Source organism: Tateyamaria algicola, from assembly GCF_047715485.1.
Taxonomy (GTDB): Bacteria; Pseudomonadota; Alphaproteobacteria; order Rhodobacterales; family Rhodobacteraceae; genus Tateyamaria.
The window spans coordinates 121,792-138,838 of record NZ_CP180420.1 but is presented as its reverse complement, the minus strand read 5'-3'; the positions used below and the strand labels follow the sequence as shown (position 1 = coordinate 138,838).

At 55.6% G+C, this 17,047-nt stretch carries 17 protein-coding genes; 9 read left to right on the top strand and 8 right to left on the bottom strand.

Annotated elements, in window-relative coordinates; genetic code table 11:
- Positions 1–124 precede the first annotated feature (124 nt).
- The 3 genes from ACMHLQ_RS01410 to ACMHLQ_RS01400 all read left to right on the top strand — a co-directional run bounded on the left by ACMHLQ_RS01410 (position 125) and on the right by ACMHLQ_RS01400 (position 2,435).
- Positions 125–991 carry a hypothetical protein gene (locus tag ACMHLQ_RS01410; RefSeq protein WP_415400744.1) on the top strand — a complete coding sequence of 289 codons (867 nt, stop codon included), beginning with the start codon at positions 125–127 and terminating at the stop codon, positions 989–991.
- Between the two features lie 509 nt (positions 992–1,500).
- Complete coding sequence (locus ACMHLQ_RS01405) at positions 1,501–1,701, top strand: hypothetical protein (RefSeq protein WP_415400743.1); 201 nt, start codon at positions 1,501–1,503, stop codon at positions 1,699–1,701.
- Entirely contained in the window at positions 1,698–2,435 is a 738-nt protein-coding gene (locus ACMHLQ_RS01400) for a BLUF domain-containing protein (RefSeq protein WP_415400742.1), read from the top strand. The genes ACMHLQ_RS01405 and ACMHLQ_RS01400 overlap by 4 nt, the downstream gene beginning before the upstream one ends.
- Positions 2,436–2,686: 251 nt before the next feature.
- Here the strand turns inward: ACMHLQ_RS01400 and ACMHLQ_RS01395 are convergent, their stop codons facing one another.
- Positions 2,687–3,340: a glutathione S-transferase family protein gene (locus ACMHLQ_RS01395; protein ID WP_415400741.1), complete on the bottom strand. Its 654-nt coding sequence runs from the start codon at positions 3,338–3,340 to the stop codon at positions 2,687–2,689.
- 24 nt (positions 3,341–3,364) lie between these two features.
- The gene (locus ACMHLQ_RS01390) at positions 3,365–4,339 is read right to left on the bottom strand and encodes a zinc-dependent alcohol dehydrogenase family protein (protein ID WP_415400740.1); all 975 of its coding nucleotides are present in this window, start codon (positions 4,337–4,339) and stop codon (positions 3,365–3,367) included.
- 98 nt (positions 4,340–4,437) lie between these two features.
- Between ACMHLQ_RS01390 and ACMHLQ_RS01385 the strand changes: the two genes are divergently transcribed.
- On the top strand, positions 4,438–5,040 hold the full coding sequence (locus tag ACMHLQ_RS01385) for a TetR/AcrR family transcriptional regulator (protein ID WP_415400738.1): 603 nt from the start codon (positions 4,438–4,440) through the stop codon (positions 5,038–5,040).
- Between the two features lie 684 nt (positions 5,041–5,724).
- On the opposite strand, the gene ACMHLQ_RS01380 is transcribed toward ACMHLQ_RS01385, so the two are convergent.
- Positions 5,725–6,165 (bottom strand): hypothetical protein, encoded by a 441-nt coding sequence (locus ACMHLQ_RS01380; protein ID WP_415400737.1) that lies wholly within the window; start codon positions 6,163–6,165, stop codon positions 5,725–5,727.
- A 175-nt stretch (positions 6,166–6,340) separates the two neighbouring features.
- Complete coding sequence (locus ACMHLQ_RS01375) at positions 6,341–6,772, bottom strand: hypothetical protein (protein WP_415400736.1); 432 nt, start codon at positions 6,770–6,772, stop codon at positions 6,341–6,343.
- 476 nt (positions 6,773–7,248) lie between these two features.
- Here ACMHLQ_RS01375 and ACMHLQ_RS01370 point away from each other — a divergent pair, with 476 nt between their 5' ends.
- Positions 7,249–7,869, top strand: a complete 621-nt coding sequence (locus tag ACMHLQ_RS01370) for a LysE family translocator (protein WP_415400735.1) — start codon at positions 7,249–7,251, stop codon at positions 7,867–7,869.
- 207 nt (positions 7,870–8,076) lie between these two features.
- Here ACMHLQ_RS01370 and ACMHLQ_RS01365 read toward each other — a convergent pair whose 3' ends face one another.
- Positions 8,077–8,976, bottom strand: coding sequence for a LysR family transcriptional regulator (locus tag ACMHLQ_RS01365; protein ID WP_415400734.1), 900 nt, complete (start codon positions 8,974–8,976; stop codon positions 8,077–8,079).
- A 60-nt stretch (positions 8,977–9,036) separates the two neighbouring features.
- On the opposite strand from ACMHLQ_RS01365, the gene ACMHLQ_RS01360 reads away from it, so the two are divergent.
- Positions 9,037–10,053, top strand: a complete 1,017-nt coding sequence (locus tag ACMHLQ_RS01360) for a DMT family transporter (protein WP_415400733.1) — start codon at positions 9,037–9,039, stop codon at positions 10,051–10,053.
- A gap of 203 nt (positions 10,054–10,256) precedes the next feature.
- On the opposite strand, the gene ACMHLQ_RS01355 is transcribed toward ACMHLQ_RS01360, so the two are convergent.
- Positions 10,257–11,447, bottom strand: a complete 1,191-nt coding sequence (locus ACMHLQ_RS01355) for a hypothetical protein (protein ID WP_415400732.1) — start codon at positions 11,445–11,447, stop codon at positions 10,257–10,259.
- Between the two features lie 101 nt (positions 11,448–11,548).
- Here ACMHLQ_RS01355 and ACMHLQ_RS01350 point away from each other — a divergent pair, with 101 nt between their 5' ends.
- The 3 genes from ACMHLQ_RS01350 to ACMHLQ_RS01340 all read left to right on the top strand — a co-directional run bounded on the left by ACMHLQ_RS01350 (position 11,549) and on the right by ACMHLQ_RS01340 (position 14,295).
- Complete coding sequence (locus ACMHLQ_RS01350) at positions 11,549–12,013, top strand: Lrp/AsnC family transcriptional regulator (protein ID WP_415400731.1); 465 nt, start codon at positions 11,549–11,551, stop codon at positions 12,011–12,013.
- 445 nt (positions 12,014–12,458) lie between these two features.
- Positions 12,459–13,046: a Crp/Fnr family transcriptional regulator gene (locus ACMHLQ_RS01345; protein WP_415400730.1), complete on the top strand. Its 588-nt coding sequence runs from the start codon at positions 12,459–12,461 to the stop codon at positions 13,044–13,046.
- A gap of 67 nt (positions 13,047–13,113) precedes the next feature.
- Positions 13,114–14,295, top strand: a complete 1,182-nt coding sequence (locus ACMHLQ_RS01340) for a ricin-type beta-trefoil lectin domain protein (protein WP_415400729.1) — start codon at positions 13,114–13,116, stop codon at positions 14,293–14,295.
- Here ACMHLQ_RS01340 and ACMHLQ_RS01335 read toward each other — a convergent pair.
- Together ACMHLQ_RS01335 and ACMHLQ_RS01330 are read right to left on the bottom strand one after the other, a co-directional pair.
- The gene (locus ACMHLQ_RS01335; protein WP_415400728.1) at positions 14,292–15,134 is read right to left on the bottom strand and encodes an alpha/beta fold hydrolase; all 843 of its coding nucleotides are present in this window, start codon (positions 15,132–15,134) and stop codon (positions 14,292–14,294) included. The two genes, ACMHLQ_RS01340 and ACMHLQ_RS01335, sit on opposite strands and share 4 nt — an antisense overlap.
- Positions 15,135–15,178: 44 nt before the next feature.
- Complete coding sequence (locus ACMHLQ_RS01330; RefSeq protein ID WP_415401005.1) at positions 15,179–16,939, bottom strand: CocE/NonD family hydrolase; 1,761 nt, start codon at positions 16,937–16,939, stop codon at positions 15,179–15,181.
- Positions 16,940–17,047 lie beyond the last annotated feature (108 nt).

Here is a 17,047-nt window from a genome sequence, read left to right as displayed (position 1 = left end):
GATACTTCTGGAACTAGTCTGCAAGAAACGAGTATCGACTGAGCCCGCGACCAACGTCTGCTAATGGTACGACCCTTTACATGACCAGTATCAAGGTCCGAATTTCAAGTGCTAAGGTTTAACCGTGAATTTCGGTGATATCTCTGTTCACCTGCGCAAACTGCAGGACGAAGCCCGCGCACGGCGTGAGGCTGATGCTCCCGACCGCGCACTGAGACTTTATCCCGAGATAGTGGAGCGTTGGACAGGCGTTTTTCGCGAAGCAGCTGACGAGGTTGGTACAGGTGGAAGTCCTTGCGACTACACACCATGTAAGAAAGCAATTGGCGAAGTTGGCCTACGACACGGCTTCCAATCCTTTCCATCGGATCCAAGCACCTGCATCATTTCGCGTGCGCGTCACTTCATTGAAGATGTATCGATGCCAGCTTGGCCAGAACCCAGGCGCGATCTAGTCGAGTTTGCCTTAGTGGTTCTGGAAACTGATGTGATGTTGTTTCGAACAGGCTACGCAAAGCGGCATTTGATCAAGAGACTTCAATGCGCGCCTTTGAACCAGCAGGACATCGCGCGGCTGGACGTTATGTTACGACGCGCGGTGACCCGTGGTGCTGGCCTTGACGAATACCGTGCCTGGTGCAAGTTTGCCGCTTATTTGGTGGACGAGGGATATCTTGGTGATCTGCCAGCGTGGTTGTATCCGCGCGCTAAGGGCGCGTTCCTGAACTACAGTATGGCGGATGGTCGTTTGGCCCGGCAATTTGCGAATGCAGAGTTGTCAGATGCAGAACTGCCCAAGCTTGTCGGCGGTATTTTACGTTCGTCAAGCCATGCTGTTTCTTGGCCCAATTTCTCGGAGATCATACAGGTTGACGGCAACTTCAACACTCCAGAACAGCGAGTTAAACGCAACGCGTGGCGGATGCTCGACCGCATTATTCGACGCATCCCTAGCCTAGAAAGAGACCTTGCGGTTCTTGCCATGGAATAGTTTGAAGTGCTTCAAACTCGGATTATCTCTCGAGAAGACCACAGGCACCAAATCAGCGTTTCGATCTTGTTTGGGTGATAGTTCTGAGCAGGCTTCCTGTGCATCTGGCAGAAGCACCCCTAGAATACGTGTGGATAAACCACCGTTTGTGAGCCATCTGCTTTCAGAGCCGACATTGGCGCATCCGCAGCGAAAGCTCACTTAGTCCACGCTGAGAGGTCACACGACCTTCCAAAATCAATGTCCGGTTTGGGCTAGAAGGCGCGACAGTCACCCCTTGAGAGCGCGTGCCACGCTCCGATCATTGAGCGGAAAGAAAGAACAGGTTTGGCCAATCCTTAAGCGTGATCAACTCCAGTCCACTCTGAATGACCGCGCCCATTCAACATTGAAGACATACAGAACTGATCACTCCGAACCCGAAGCAAAGCTGTCGACGTGTAGGCGGCGGTGGTGAGGACCCCGGAACTCAAGAGTCTCGTCTGAAATGTGCCAAGCCAGGTCTCATCATGGCAGTCCTCCAAATTGATGGGCGTACGATCGATGAAATTAACGTTCATGACCTCCATCGCTTGGATGTAGTAGCTAAAATTATCTATCACTGCCTGCTCGGTATCGAGGAAAACCTGTCCGTTCTTAGTGATGATGGAAAATGGCAAGATCAATCTGAACAGCCAAATCGATACGTCCTTTTGAACAAAGCACTGTGAGATATCTTCCAGGAAGTCTTCAAATCTTGCTTGCATGCAAGAACTATACACGTCTCGATTATGTCGGTCCGAAAAAACAAACGGCGCTCTTTCCGAAGCGTCCGCCTGCAGTCGGCATGATAATTGGGCCTATGTCCGCTATGGGCTGGCGGCCGACGCTGGCGCGGTGTGCTGCCAAGTTCAGATGGAAACCATCTTCCTTCCTTTTTGGCGGATCTTGGCCCAAGCGCCATCTTGCGCTGATAACCAACCAAAGGTTGAAAGCGAGCAATCCACCGCTAGGTCCCGTGGGGGAAGTTACGGAAACTAAAGAAATGAAGAGGTACCTTTATTTTAGTGAGAGCCGATATGCCCCTTTTGACGTTCACGACTTGGACATCATGCGCGAAGCTCTCTCGCACAATGCACAACATGGCATTACCGGCTTCCTGCATCGGACAAAGGGCCACTATTTCCAGTGCATTGAGGGGGCGGCAAACGAGATAGACATGTTGGTCCTCAAGATCAAAGCCGACACTCGCCATAGAAATTTCTGTCCATTGATCGAAGAAGAGATCCGTTACACCCGATTTCCAGGCTGGTCGATGGGCTATTCAAGAGACATGAGCAGCTTGACGGATCAGCGGCTGAGTACTGGGTCAGATCCAACAGCGATCCTAAGCTTTTTGATGGAGGAAGCAGACCGCCAAATTGAGATGCTTCGAACTAAGAAAACTCGCATCCGTGAGCTCTAGAGACCACAACCGTCCATTCAACGACATGTAAAGTAACTCTAGGAACGTCTGGTTTGAGCTGCGCGCTGACACAAGAGGCGCGCGCGGCAGATGTCAGCAGCGAGCCCAAATTGACGGCCTTCTGCGTTGCGGCAAATGTCAGCTTTTTCGACCGGGCTGTTAAATGGTGTTCTGGGATAGCCGCTGCGCATTCGAAGCCAGCGATGGGTGACCCTATCGCACGTCACGCGACGGGGCACACTGTGATGTCATCAGGCAGCACTTTCAGTAAGCATGCCAAAGGGGTTTTCGGGAACATCCGCTAAGGCGCGCTGCAAAGCGGGTCGTGCCATGAGGCCACCCAGATAGGCGTCGACCCGTGGTGTAAACGTGGCGCTGATACAGCCTTGAGCAAAAATCAGGCTATAGCCAAGCGAGATTTCAGCCGCGCTGAACCCGCGCTTGAGCAGATAGTCTTGCCCCTCCAGTTGCGTCTCGAGCATGCCCAACGCCTTTTCGACCTGGTAGCGGCAGTAAGCGTCGAACGCATCACTCACTTTGTAGGGGTCTTGTGACAGTGTCTGCCCAAATGACACAGCGACGTAGTTCGCCATGCCACCTTCAGCCATATGCAGCCATTGCAGGTAGGTTGCATATTCTGGATCGTCTGGCGTCACAGTAAACTCCGACGGAACAAAGCGATGCAGGAGGTACTGCAGAATGGCGGTCGATTCCGCGATGAGGGTTTCGCCATCGTAGAGTGCGGGCACTTTGCCCATCGGGTTGATCTTCCGGAACTGTTCTGACGCGAAATAGGCGCTGTCATATCCGATCGTCTTAAGATCATAGGGCAAACCCATTTCTTCCATGAGCCAAAGCGGGCGGACAGAGCGGGTGCCGGGACTGTGGAATAGTGTAACCGTCATGTCTCTCGTCTCCTTGGTTTGCGTCTAGATGCCGTTTGGTGCGATCAGGACCTTGCCCGTGCGTCCACCTTTGATGGTGTGCGCCAATGCGGCGTTGATCTCTTCAAGCGGGAAGATGCGATCGATGGGGGCCTTGAGTGTACCTTGCAGGATCATGCCGGTCAGTTCGCCGTAAACCTGCGCCTGTTCTTCGGCCGAGGCCGTATTGAACCAATGCACCAGCCAGAAACCACGCACGATGACGTCGTTGAAGATCACGGCTGAGTCAGGAAGCTGCGCATCTTCGCCGGACATATTGCCGTACATAACGGCTGTGCCACCCGCTTGAAGCGTCGAGGCGAGGCGTCCAAGCGAGCTGCCACCAACCGCATCCAAAGCAAGCCTTGGGGCTGTTTCCAGTTCCGCTGCCACGCGCTCGGCGAGGTCTGGACTATCGACGAACACTGCGTCCGCACCCGCATCCTGCGCATCAGCCACGGCTGTTTCACGCCGTACCACTGCTGCGACTTTCACGCCGCGCGCCTTTGCGAGGCTTGCAACAAGACCTGCCACGGCAGAGTTGCCTGCGGATTGGATCAGCCAGTCGCCTTCATTAAACTCAACATACTTGGTCAGCAAAAGGTATGCGGTTGCCGGGTTCACGCTCAACATGGACAGCTGGTCGATGTCGGCGTGCGGGACGGGAACAACAGACGCGGTGCTCATTACCTTTTCCGTCTGCCAGGCACCGGGAGGCTCTGCAAGAAGAACAAGTGTTCCGACTTCGGGACCTTCACCATTGACTTCGATTACCTCGCCGATGCCTTCCATACCAGCTGGAGCTGGAAGGGGCGGCTGGAACCCATAAACACCTTCAACCTGCGCAATGTCCGATGGGTTGATGGGGGCGCGCAGAATCTTCACGCGTGTCTGCCCGGCTTCCAGAACGGGGCGGTCCAGCTCGACGAGCTCAACAACTGCGTCAGCCTTGCCATGTGTTTTGTAGATCGCCTGTTTCATTGGGTTTTCCTTCAGGTCAAGTTTAGTGAATTAAGTTCATTAACGCCGGCATAGGGCTCTTCCCTTGCCATGTCAATACTAATGAATATAATTCACTTATGGATAATTCTGATCAACCCACCCGACCCAAACGCACCCGCGACCCAGACACCAAGCGCGCCGCTCTTCACGACGCAGCGCTTCAGCTGTTTACGGAAAGGGGTTACGAAAATGTGTCGATCGCGCAGGTCGCCAAACTTGCCGGCATCGCGGTAGGGACTGTGTACCGCTTTTATGACAACAAGCTTGCGATGCTGCGGGCGATGCTTGAAGAAATCGAAGGCTTGTTTGTCCAACGTATGAAGCACGACTGGGATCAAGGTGGCCCTCATCCTGATCGCCTCGATGCCATTTGTGAGGGGCAATTCGTTGTTGCCGAAGAGCACAGATCCCTTCTGCGGCTGCTGACCATGACGACGGATGTGATCTATGAAGATGGCGCGTTGCCCGGCGACCGCATCCAAAATCAGATCAAATCATTCTACGCTGAGGGTATGTCCGATGGGGCGTTTGTCGAGGGGGATGTCGATTTGATGGCCGCAATGGCGCATGGCCTGGTTGAAGGAGCCATGATGCAGGCCATGCGATCTGACACGTCAAACCGGACTGAGGCCGCTGCACAATTATCCAAGGTGATGAAGAACGCCTTTTTGACCCGCTAGCGAAATGCAGACGTTCAAGACCGAGCCGAAGACATCCGCTTAGTCCGCCCTGCGGTCAGCTGACTGGCCAGATCCAATGACCGCTTTGGGCTGGGGGTGACCTTGAGGCCACCGCGGCGGATGGCAGCAGTGAGCCCCCAAACTTCTGCAACTCTGCAACGTAGCGAATGTCTGCTAGACGGCGTCTAGCCAATCTTGTGACAAACCAATGGTGGCCTTGCCAACCAGCGAAGCCCAGATTTTTTATGGGCTCCGGTTTGCCGTCCGCTTGCCCCATGACCAAGTGACTACAAACGCCACCGTTCCGCCTAGCGTGAAAACAAACAGGAAGAACAAGACTGAGTGAGGAGCATAGAGCAGAGAAAAAACTGCGAGGAAAGCCATTGCCAGAAAAGCAGTAACACTCAAGAAAACTACAAGAACCCCAGAGAACCGCACAGGCTTGATTTTCCAATCGTTACCCCGCCAACGCCAGAACAGACACGCCATCGGGGCCAACGCCAAACACCACCAAAAAATAGCAAAAAGAGTTGAGCCTGGAGCGTGCACGATACCCGCAACCTCAAATGAGATCTTCTCTGCGAATGTGGTGGGTCGCTCGATAAAACCATAGGATATGTCAATGTATTCGGGGTATGCATCGCCTGACGGCCTGCCATCTTCAACAATGGTTCGTCCGCGCCCTCACAGATCAAAATTAGGCTGATAAACCAAACCTCGCACTGCGTCGTAGGCGCTGCACGATTGCCCATCATTTGAACGGCTACATCGAATGATAAGCCCATCCGATATGGGGGTGGCTGCCAACAAGCGCCCCTCGCTATCAAAGACGATGACTTGCGAAGGATCAGCAAAAATTATGCCATCACCGAACAAAATGGCAAACTCGACTTCCCCGAATTCTGGCAGCTCGACCTTTTCGCGTTGGCCAAAATAAAGAGAGTGAGCAAAAGCGGAGGTGGCCGAAACGAATACGACAAAAGTCAAAAGCGAAATAAGCTTCATAGCACGTGACTGCTCCACAGAACTCTCGCGCCCTATGTGGTCATATTCTATGAACGCTGCAAGCAAAGCCGCCATTGGCGCATGTGCAGCGAAAGAGCGCTTCGTCCGCGCTTTGGTCATCTAATCAGCCCGAACCAATGTCTCCTTCGGGCTGCGACCGACACTTTCAACAAGACGAATGTTTTCTTTGGAGAAGCGGCGGCACCAGACTGGTTGTCAGGATAAATGGCAGGTTTGGGCTGGGAGCGGTGTAACGACAACGCAAGGCTGCCTGCCGCTACACATCCGACAACTTTTAGTTGATCTGAAAATCGGCAGCAACCAAGGTTCGAAACTCGGAAGCGTCGTCTACGCCGAGAAAATCGATAGCTTCGTGCATCGTCGCAAAAACCCCCACTTCAAGCGTCTCGATACCCTCAACCAGTTTTTGGAATCCAAATGCTGCGGCTCGCCCTGCTCCATGCGGGGCGTACACCGCTTTCCGCGTTGGGCTTCGCTTCCGAAGGCTAAAACCAGTCATCAAGTCTGCAAAATGCGAGATATCCGTCGCTGTGATGTCTAGGTTTACCACGTCACAGAGGTCATCAAACTCCATCATACCTTCGCGAAACTTTGAGTCTTCTTCAATGGCATCTATGAGGTTCAAAACACACTTCGTTGTTACGCGCCCAAAGTACTTTTTGGCGACGACGTTTTTGTCTTCGAGGATTTTGTAGGTGCATGGCATTCTAGATATCTCAACTGGGTTAGGCATTCGACACATAGGCATAACTTGTGTCCGATGTCGGAATGCGCGCTTCTGTTGATCTCCCGCTCGATGAAAACGACCGTTAGCGCCGGCAAATCGACAGTTGACGCCACGTGCAATTGTTGGCGTATTTCTGGCCACCACATCAAAGGTTTTTGTTTGTCGGCTTAGGGCTGGGGTAGCATTGAAAAGTTCTGCGACAGGCTAAGTGTTAAAATGGCTTGGCAAGCAGACGCAGCGCCTGTGAGGCGGCGCGAACTTACCTCGGTGCGCGGCCTCACCTCTTCGCTGAACCCTTCTTTGTGTCGATGTGACTATGGGGTAACAGTCGACCCACCCCAAAGTCCGGTTTGAGCCCATAGCCACAGATGCTGCGCGACGTCCCAACGTCGGCTTTCAGTTGCGCTTAGGCCTACAACCACCCATCATAGATCAATATAACCGGGGGAATGGCGATGAACATAGAAATCTGGTTGGCCTACGTGGCCGCTTTCACATTCCTTTCGTTAATACCCGGACCCAGTGTCTTCATGGTGATTGGCCAATCCCTGTCCAAAGGCCTTGGCGCGGCATTCTATTGTATCGCAGGTGATCTGCTCGGAGGCATCGTCATGATGACAATTGCCTACATCGGGCTAGGAATGATTTTGGCGACGTCGAGCGAGATATACCTTGTCATCAAATGGGCAGGCGTCGCCTATATGGCCTATCTTGGACTATCTCAGATTTTGGCTGCACGACGCATGGTTGAAGCCGATTTGAACAGTGCAGCGGCAGCTGCAGTTCGTTCCGGGAGTCTCAGAGCGGGTTTTCTGACTGGTATCCTGAATCCGAAAGCGATCCTGTTCTACGTTGCAATTCTCGCTCAATTCATGAACCCGGCATATCCCATGACACCTCAATTTCTGATGCTGATGGCGACTTCGACGATGATCGTGTTTGTGGTCCTCGGTGGATACGCACTTCTGGCGGCTCAAGCACGGCGCGTTTTCCAAACTTTGCGCGCTCGGAAACGGATGGGATATACTGGCGGATCGTTTCTACTAGGCGGCTCAGCTTTTATGGCTTCCAACTGAAAGCGGTCATTGATCTGGTTAAGTCAAACGGCAAAAAGGCCGCTCTTTCCAATTCATCCATGCTGCAGCGAATGGCGCGGTTTCCTAGGCCTGCCATACGTGGATCACGCGGCTAAGGTCAGGTGAGAGCCCGGATCCACCGATGCTGCAAAGTGAACGAATGACGGCTTTCCCCAAATTTAATAGAACCGCATAGAGTGGTTGAACTTAAGCGTGGACGCGCAAAGCTGATAGAACGCATTGTTCCAGGGCTTTTACAGCTGGTTCGACATTGGGTCGGACGACAAGGCGAACGGTATAATCCGGTAGGCGAGGAAGAATGTCAGCGCTGACTGCTTCTAGACCCGATCCTAACATGCTTTCCGGCAATGGTGCGACGGCAAAGTCCGCCATAACGGCTGCGACCTGGCCTGCAGAATGTTCACTCGTTAGCGCAATCCGATATGGACGGTCTATGTTAGCGCACGCTTCGATCGCAACTTGCCGCCATGCACAGGTTTCGTCGGCCAAGGCGAGAGGAACAGGTGTCTGATGGGCCGCTGATCCCGATACGGCACCAACCCAGATCAGTCGTTCTTGATGAACGATCGTGCCTGAAATGCGCGGGTCGTTTTCTGCAAAAGTCACAAGGCTCACGTCCAGTTTCTCGCTCTCGATCTGCGCCAATATTTCGCTGCTCGGTCCAAAAACAACGCTCACCTCGATTGCGGGGTAGGTCCGGGCAAAGGTCTTGAGGATGGCTGGCAACCAGCGAGTTCCGTAATCATCCGGCGCGCCGAAACGCACTCTGCCCACCGTCTGTCGGGTTCCAAACCGTGCCGCGATCTCACCGTTCAGAGAAAGCATACGTCTCGCATAGCTCAACAATGCCTTGCCATCTTCGTTGAGCTGCACGGTTCGCCCATGCCGGTCGAAAAGCGGCCTGCCAATCTGCCCTTCTAGCTTTGCGATCCTGCCGCTGATCGCAGCGGGCGAACGGTGCACAATGTTTTGGGCAGACCTAAACGAACCCGTTTCGCAAACCGCGACGAATGTGCGTAACGCGTCGGCGTCCAGCGCTTTGGCGCGAGTACTTTCTGTTTCAAACTCGTTCTTGAGGATATTCATGCTGATCAGTGTTGCCGATCAGACTGAACAAAACAACCTGTTTTGCCGATCAGTTACTACATGGCATGTAAGGTCATGACTGATCGAAGCTCTATAAAACCCAAGTCTAAAATCGACATGACACCAGCAAGTTACAGCTCTGCCTTTCTACTGATGGCATTCGGGATGCTGACAATCCCGATCATGGACGTGATCGCGAAAATGCTCGCCGTAAATGGGATGCCAGGCACACAAGTGGCGCTAGCGAGGTTCATTGGCCAAGGCGTGTTTACGCTCGTGTTGCTGCCCCTCGCCATCATACTCGTACCGGGGATTTTTATTGGAGAACTGTCGATACAGGGGAAGTCTACGTTGGGGCGCTTTTGGGCTGACTTACGCTTGGCATGGACAAAGACCAATCTCGCACGAGGTGTCGCACTAGCTGGAGCCACGGCTTGTTTCTTTACCGGCCTTGCCACCCTGCCACTGCCCGCCTCTGCAGCGATTCTGTTTTTGGCTCCTTTGATCCTGACGCTACTCGGTGGATTGGTGCTGAAAGAACACCTGACTTTCCGCAGGGTCGCCCTGTGCGTAGCCGGTTTTCCCTGTGTCCTCCTGATCGTTCGTCCCGGGTTCGACGGTCTTGGTTGGGATGCCATCTACCCGCTTGCAGCGGCTTTTCTGTTTGCCATCTATTTTCTGTTCACACGAATGGCGTCGGGCAAAGGTTCGCCGCTCTCGATGCACTTTGTTGCGGCTGCGTCTGGAACAGGTGTTCTCGCGCTCTGGCTCTATGCTGGCAACGCAGTTACTGACAGCGCGCAGATTACATGGCCGACGGAGGTATCTGCATGGATGGCCCTCGCGTCCCTTGGCGTCATCTCAACGATTGCCCATATGGCGATAATTGTCGCCTTTGCGCGTGCACCTGCGTCGGTGCTCGCACCGCTGAACTACCTGGAAATTGTATCAGCGACGGCACTGAGTTTCATAGTATTTGGGACACTCCCAGACGAATGGACGGTGATCGGCGCAATACTCATAATGGCAATCGGATATGCTGCGACCCGTGCAGAGAAAAAGAGCATTCGCCGGTAAAGTGTGCCTGGTCGATGGAGTTTCTCAGCTAGAAGCGGACTTCGACGCAGGTGCGGCGAAAGCTCGGTTTGTCCGCGTGCCGGTCGTCTGGGGCCGCCGGATGAATGTTCAGTTTAGGACACTGGACGACGTTGGTTCGACGTGCGTCTAAGTCCAAGAGTGAGCCCATACTTCTCAAACGCTGTGCTTGGAGGACGTCAAGACTAGGCAGATTGTCTTTTGACAACGGGCAGTAACCTTTCGTTTGTCTCATCCCTGTGCTTCTTGAGGTAGCGCATGAAGGGGGTTCCTCCGGTGCCTACCTCAGTGTCGTTGCCTACTGCGACACGGGACTGCCGGTTGATATAGGATGCCGCGTATTCCAGATGGCGCGAACGGAAATCGGCGACAGCCTGGATGTTGGCGTTATAGGTTTCCGCAAGGCTGGGTGTGCCACAACGCTCGACAAACGCGCGCAGTCCGCTCTCCGACCGCACATCCGCGATGAAGCGCCGGTGCGCGGGCGGGCGGTAGATGTGCAACTCGTCGAGATAGGCCTTCATCGGATCATGCGCGTGCCCAACGCCCAGAAGCGCGTCCATCGCCGGTACGATTGAGGATTGTGACCCGGTTTGCCCCCGGAATGCCTGCCCGACCGACCCGAACCGTTCGACACCCTCGTAGCGCAGTCCGTTTGGCAAGGCTGGATTGTCCTTCCAGCCGTGGATGTAGGGCCGTACCCGCTCGAAATAAATGTAGGGATCGCAACGCTCCGGCATCCGGTCGAAGATGGCGTTGATCTCGGCCCAGACCTCGGCAATCTCTTTAAGGAGGATCTCGACGGTGCCTTCGTCTTCGGACCGAACGGCTTCGATAACTTTCGGCATCCGTGTCAGAGCGCCGCCGGCCTTTGCTTCGATCGCGACGTGGATCAGAACGAACCATGCTTCGTCCTGGCCGCCAAGGAAGTGTTGGATCATGCGCGTGTTCTCAAGCGTGATGCCATTGCCGCGCTCTAGCTCCGACCAGTTGTCGAGCACGTAGCCACTGTAGGGCAGGAGCGGAAGCTGGCCCAAACGATCGGCGAGGGCTGTAACTGGAACGGAGAGACAGCGTGGTAATGCTTCAGGCGAGGCCTGTTCGCCCCAGACATAGGCCTGCACCATGAACGAGTAGTGGACCATCATGAGTCGCAGCGCCGCATCTCCACAGGATTGGAAAGCGGTCTCAGGATCTATTTCGGGGAGCTGCGCCTCCAGAAGTGTGCGAACACGTCCCGAGGGGAGGAGGCTTGGCATGGACAATGCAATGCTGCGTATCTCGGCGAGCTCAGCGGGCAGGTCCACCTGATCCGCATCAAACTTGCAGAGGAAGCCTCGATCTTCGGAGATGTCATAGGCTTGGAGATTTTGCACGGGATGGCCCTTTCGAAAACTGCCGCTCCAAGGGGAGTATGCGTGCAAAATCCGGAAACCTTATTGCCTTCGCTCTCGTTACCCAGCAAAATGCGCAACGAATGTCCGAACTTGACCCACATAGCGAAAAAATATTGTCAACGCTTGAAGCAAGTGGGCGACTCACCAATATCGAGTTGGCTCGGCGCGTCGGGCTGTCTCCATCGGCCTGTCTGCGGCGCGTCCAGGAGCTTGAGCGTGCCGGTGTGATCCAGGGGTATCGGGCCATCATTGACCGTGCCGCGCTGAGCCCACGGATTACGGTTTTTGTCACGGTCGGACTCGCGCAGCAGCTTCACAAGGATGCACGCGCCTTTGAACGCGCGATGGATGCTGCCCCTCAGGTTCTCGAATGCCACAACATCGCAGGACATGTGGAGTATCTCTTGCGCGTGGAGGTGGGCGATCTTGCCGAATACAAGGACTTCCACGCTCACACTTTAGGAGAATTACCGCAGGTTCAGAGCATCGTATCGCATTTCTGCCTCGACACTTCGAAAGACGTAAGGAACCGGCTGGTCCGATGAATGTTGGTCCGCCAGCAGAACTCCGGTCCCTTTACTTTTCTGTATCTGAGTTGGAGAGTTTGGTGGCTGCGGACACGATGTGATTGCTTCTCACCTTACGAACCCCGATACTGAGCAAGCGCAGCGAATGTCCCCTTCGGTGGGCAGCAACGCAGCATCATGACCAAGCGATGACAGGCAGCTCTGGGCCGATCAAGTCGGTAAGGTTGGGAAATAAGGGCAGCCTAGAGGCATTGATTTCAACGTCGGACATCCACCAAAATTGAGAGCTCATCCAGGAGCCGGACGAGAAGTTGTATGATGGCTAATTTGACAGCGAAACCGTACAAAAGATTCACGACTGATTGCGGTCTTCACAAAGTAAGCCGTATGGTAACAGGCTTGTAAGAGACGGGAAAACCGATGTGGTACCGTTTCTGCCTCTTGATTGATAAGGGCAAATGAAATGTCCATTCTGGAAGCACTACGCGCCGACATCGCCAAGCTCGGGCTGACACCTGAGGCGGAAGACTGGGCAGATTTGCAGAAGTCAGCCAAAGTTGGTCGGAAAGCAAACCGCGAGCAAATCTTGGATAGTGCCGGTGTTACAGACACCTGGGTCTTTGTCGCTTCGGGCTTTGCTGCATCATACTATTCTCATCGCGACGGACGTCAGACGCTGACGCGGTTCTTTGAACCGGGGCATATAGCTGGCAACGTTTCCAGCACCTGGTCCCAAGACTACGGGAGCGACGAACTCATTGCGATCAGCGGAGTGGATTATGTCGAACTGCCACACAGCTATCTTTTGGGGCAATACATGCGAGGCGATGCCATTGGCGATTACGTCCGCATGAAGGTGATCGAGACTCTGCGGTACGACAAGGATCTCTTGGTATGCCAGGCTCTGAACGATCCAGAGGCGCGCTATCGCTTCCTTCATAGGCGCCACCCGGAACTGATGAGTGTCGCCCTAAAAAAAGATGTGGCGGCCTTTATGGGTGTGACCCCACAGGGCTACAGCCGGTTCCTGCGCAGGCGCGCCGCCACTTAACCGAGGTTCAGAAGGCCGTGCCACGGGTGCGGTAGTCATCAGGCGTTCCAACCGCAAGGACCGCCCAATGACGCAAACCCAACGACCATTTTCATTCGCCTTCGGCTTCAACATGGTCCTTCTTGGCCTCGTGATTGCAGGCTTTGGGGCACGTGCGCTTTTCGTGCCGGAATACTGGCCGCCCGTACGCGCGTCTCTCCTGATCCACATTGCGGTGACCGGCGGCTGGTTTGTGCTTGTGGTTGTCCAGGCGAGTCTTGTTGCGCAACGCAATATCGTTCTGCATATGCGATTGGGTCAGCTGGGCGCCGCGCTGGCGGTGCTGGTGGTGGCGACCGGCACAGTGATGATTTTCGAATTGAACCTGCGTGATTTCTCTTGGGTGCAGGTGGTATCGAATGCGGTCAATATGGTGACTTTTGCCATCCTGTTTGCTGCAGCGATGCACTGGCGACGGCACAAGACTGCGCATATGCGGCTGATCACTTTCGCCTCGCTCGCGCTGATGACCCCGGCCATCGCCCGTCTATTGCAGCCCCTGGATCTTGAATCCTTAACCCATCCTGTCTGGCTCGCGCTCTGTTTGCTGTTGCCAGTCTACGACTGGCGCATCCTGTGTAGGATCATCTGGCCTACATGGCTTGGCCTTGGCGTGACCATCGCCGGGCTTATGAGTTTTGGTGCGGCCGTTGTTCTCACGGCTGGGTCAGCCGCGGCTCAAGAGACTGATTTGAAAGATGGGTATGAGGGCCGCATCCGGTTGGTCCGTTTTCTTGACGAACCCGACGGCTATTGCGTCGATGTCCCTGGAGGAGGGGACCGGGTGATGCTATCGATGCCGACCATTGCTCATACCTGCCACTTTGATCCACTGGCCGATCAGGTGTTCCGCCTGGACGCGGCAGCGATCCTTTGGCCGAATGGACCGGAACCGGTTTGTCTGAGTGCCACGACTACCTCGCAAGGGGCCGGCTTCGGCTTTGAAACTTGCGAGGACGCTCCAGGCCAATCGTTCGAGTTCGCCCATAACGGAGAGATCCGCGTTGCGGGCACGACCCTGTGCCTGAGCGTCGAGCGGACGGGACCCGGCTTTGGCCAAGATCCGGCCCTGGATCAGGACGCTCACGGGCGCGGCCGCCCGGTCAACCCGGCGTTTTCGCATCTCGCACGGGCGCTGGTGTTGGAGGAATGTGGTGTGGGCGATCCTTCGTTTCAACGCTGGACGGCCTACCTAGACCAGCGCCGCTAAGGGGCCATTGCTGCGTCGAGAAAAGAAAAGATGCGATCCATGTTGGATGCCGCGAGGAAAGCGTCGCCACCGTGGCCTGCACCGTCGAAGACGTCAAATACGACGACTTCGGTTCCCAGCACCTTTGCCAAAGACCGGGCAAAGGTTTCCGACTGCAGGATGGGTACATTGCGATCGCCAGAGCCATGCTGGATCAGCACAGGCATATCATCGTCGGTGATGTAGCTTAGCGGACTGGACTGTTGGACAAGGTTAGCCGCTTCAGGCGTGCCGACGGCCACGCCAAGATATCGGGACTCCGGAGAGTTCGGCCCACCTGTTGGTCCCAGCATCGGCTCTATCCCCAATTCTGCAAACTGGCTGTCCATCTGGTCAAAGCGGATTGGAGCGAACCAGATCACGGCGGCCGCGAGCGCGGTGTCGTCGCTGAGCGCAGCCATCGCAGCAAGATTGCCGCCCGCCGAGGCGCCCCAAACGGCGACTGCGCCGGGACGCAGACCGTAGGTGTGTGCCTCGGTATCCAGAAAGCGCAGCGCCGCAATCACATCCTCGACCGCGGCGGGAAAGAGTGCCTCCCTGCTGCGACGGTAATTGACGCTGGCCACAGCATAGCCACGCGCTATCCCAGCGTTGATCACAGCGCGGGGGTTTGCGGCGCGCTTGTGGCCTGAGCTGAAGCCCCCGCCATGGACAAAGACAACCAGTCGATGCGGGGCGGGGGCATCCGGCAAGTACAGGTCCAGCCTTTGCCGCGATGAGAGATCGCCATACGCGATGTTGGCAATACGCGTTCCCGCTGGCCGTTCCGGCAAAAGCGCAAGCGCTGTGACCAGAGCCATTGCCGCAGCGGTGCTGATCACGACCGCGGGAGCGCCAAGCCGGGTCAAAGCGCGGTTCCCAGTGGCGGCATAACCGGCAGTAGCAGATGCGCATCGAACTCGCCCCCAAGATGCAGCACGTGACGCCCGGCATTGCTGGACGTGTCTTTTGAAAAGATCGGCCCATGAACGAGGTCATGGCCAGCGATAATCAAACGCAATGTTTCTCCGGCGTAAAACAAGGTCGCACTGGGGCAGAATGCGATATCGAGCAGCGCCTTCTCCCCCGCGTTCAACCAAGTGTCGCGGTCATTCATTGGCACCGGGTGGTAGGGTTTGGATGCGTTGTCGTCCAACACGCGACGCGCTGCGCGTCCATAGCCACGCGACACGACATCCTGATCCTGGCCCGCCGTTCCGTAAAACCGCGACGGACGCCCCGCCGTGTCCAGTTTTTCCAGAAAACAGCACAGGCTCATGTCTTTGGGCGCGGGTCCATTCCGATCTCGCGCCTCGACCCAAAGCCTCAGCGCGGCATAGCCCGTAATCTCGGTATCGTCTTCAAATGTCAGATCGAATGCCACGCTGCCCTGCGTCGCCTCGTAACTCAGTTCGGTGGACGTGCCGGGGCAATCAGGGGCAAGCCGCCTGTCCACAGAAAGGTAGAAGGCCGTGTATCGCGTGCGCTCCGGTGGCCAGGACGGCTCCCACCGCACGTCGGTGACGGTATCGCGGTCCGACCTGACCTCGATCCGAGCAGACGGCAGATCGGCGAACTGCGTCAGTTCGCCCTTCAGGAATTGATCCATAAAGGCCCGCTGAAGCGCCAGGCAGTCTGGTTTGTAATACTCGGTCCATTTACCGCTACGATGGGTGTAGAGCCATTTCTTTGTCGATTGCGCCATTTCAAAGGCACGAAAGGACCCAAAGGTGTGCAGTTCATGATCCGAAAACGATGCGCATTGCAGCATCGGCACAGTGATGTTTTCGAGCGCGGGGACCTTGGCCTTCCAATAGGCGTCGTAGTTTGGGTGTAGGTCCAGGATGTCGGGCGGAATGCCCTCTTCGACCTCCAGAAACTGGGTCAGAGGAACATTCAGCGTCTCATTTACTTCGGTGTGCCACCAGAAGTTTAGAAAGCCGCGATCGGGGACACCGCCGCGGCAGGCGACGTCCCTGTAGATGTCAGACAGCCCCTCCCACGGAATAATACATTTCAGCGCCTCGGGCACCGGCTTGTCATCGCGCGTCGCGGCGGCGAGGTATTGGCTGATGCACAAAAAGCTGACTCCATTGAGCCCCACATTGCCGTCGCACCAATCCTGAGCCCCAATCCAGGCAATAGCCTCCCGAAACGCCGCCCCCTGATGGTCGGACATGATCGAGGCCGGGCCGCCACTGCTTGCAAAGCCCGGAAGATTCAGATTGACGATAGTATAGCCCGCCGGGACCCAAATATTGGGATCAGGGGATTCCCAGCTTGTGAGTGTCGAGAACGTCGGCCTGCCGCCTGATTGCGGCAGCAAACGGTACTGCAAGGGCGCACCCCCTAACGGCGTTCTTCCCAATGTGGGCAACTTCCCATTGTCGTAGGGATGCGCGCACATGACCACTGGATCCCGCTCGCCCGCTTGCCGCCGCGTGCGAGAGGCAAAGACATTCGCGGTCAACACCGTGCCATCAGAGAGCGGGACGGCGATGTCATATTGCGCTTCGACATCGGCATCAGGCTGCTTCAAGTCGCATTGCGGCCGGAAAACCTGCCCTCGGCGCAACGCGCCTTTCAGGACTGGCCAAGCGGCCTTGAGTGTTTGCCACGCGCTCAAAGAGGAACCTCCATTCCTGGCAATGTACCAAGTCAGGGGAGTAATCGAATGAACCGAAGTTAAGCCATGCCGTAGGAGTTGGAATGACAGCTGATCTTAAGGGCCCTT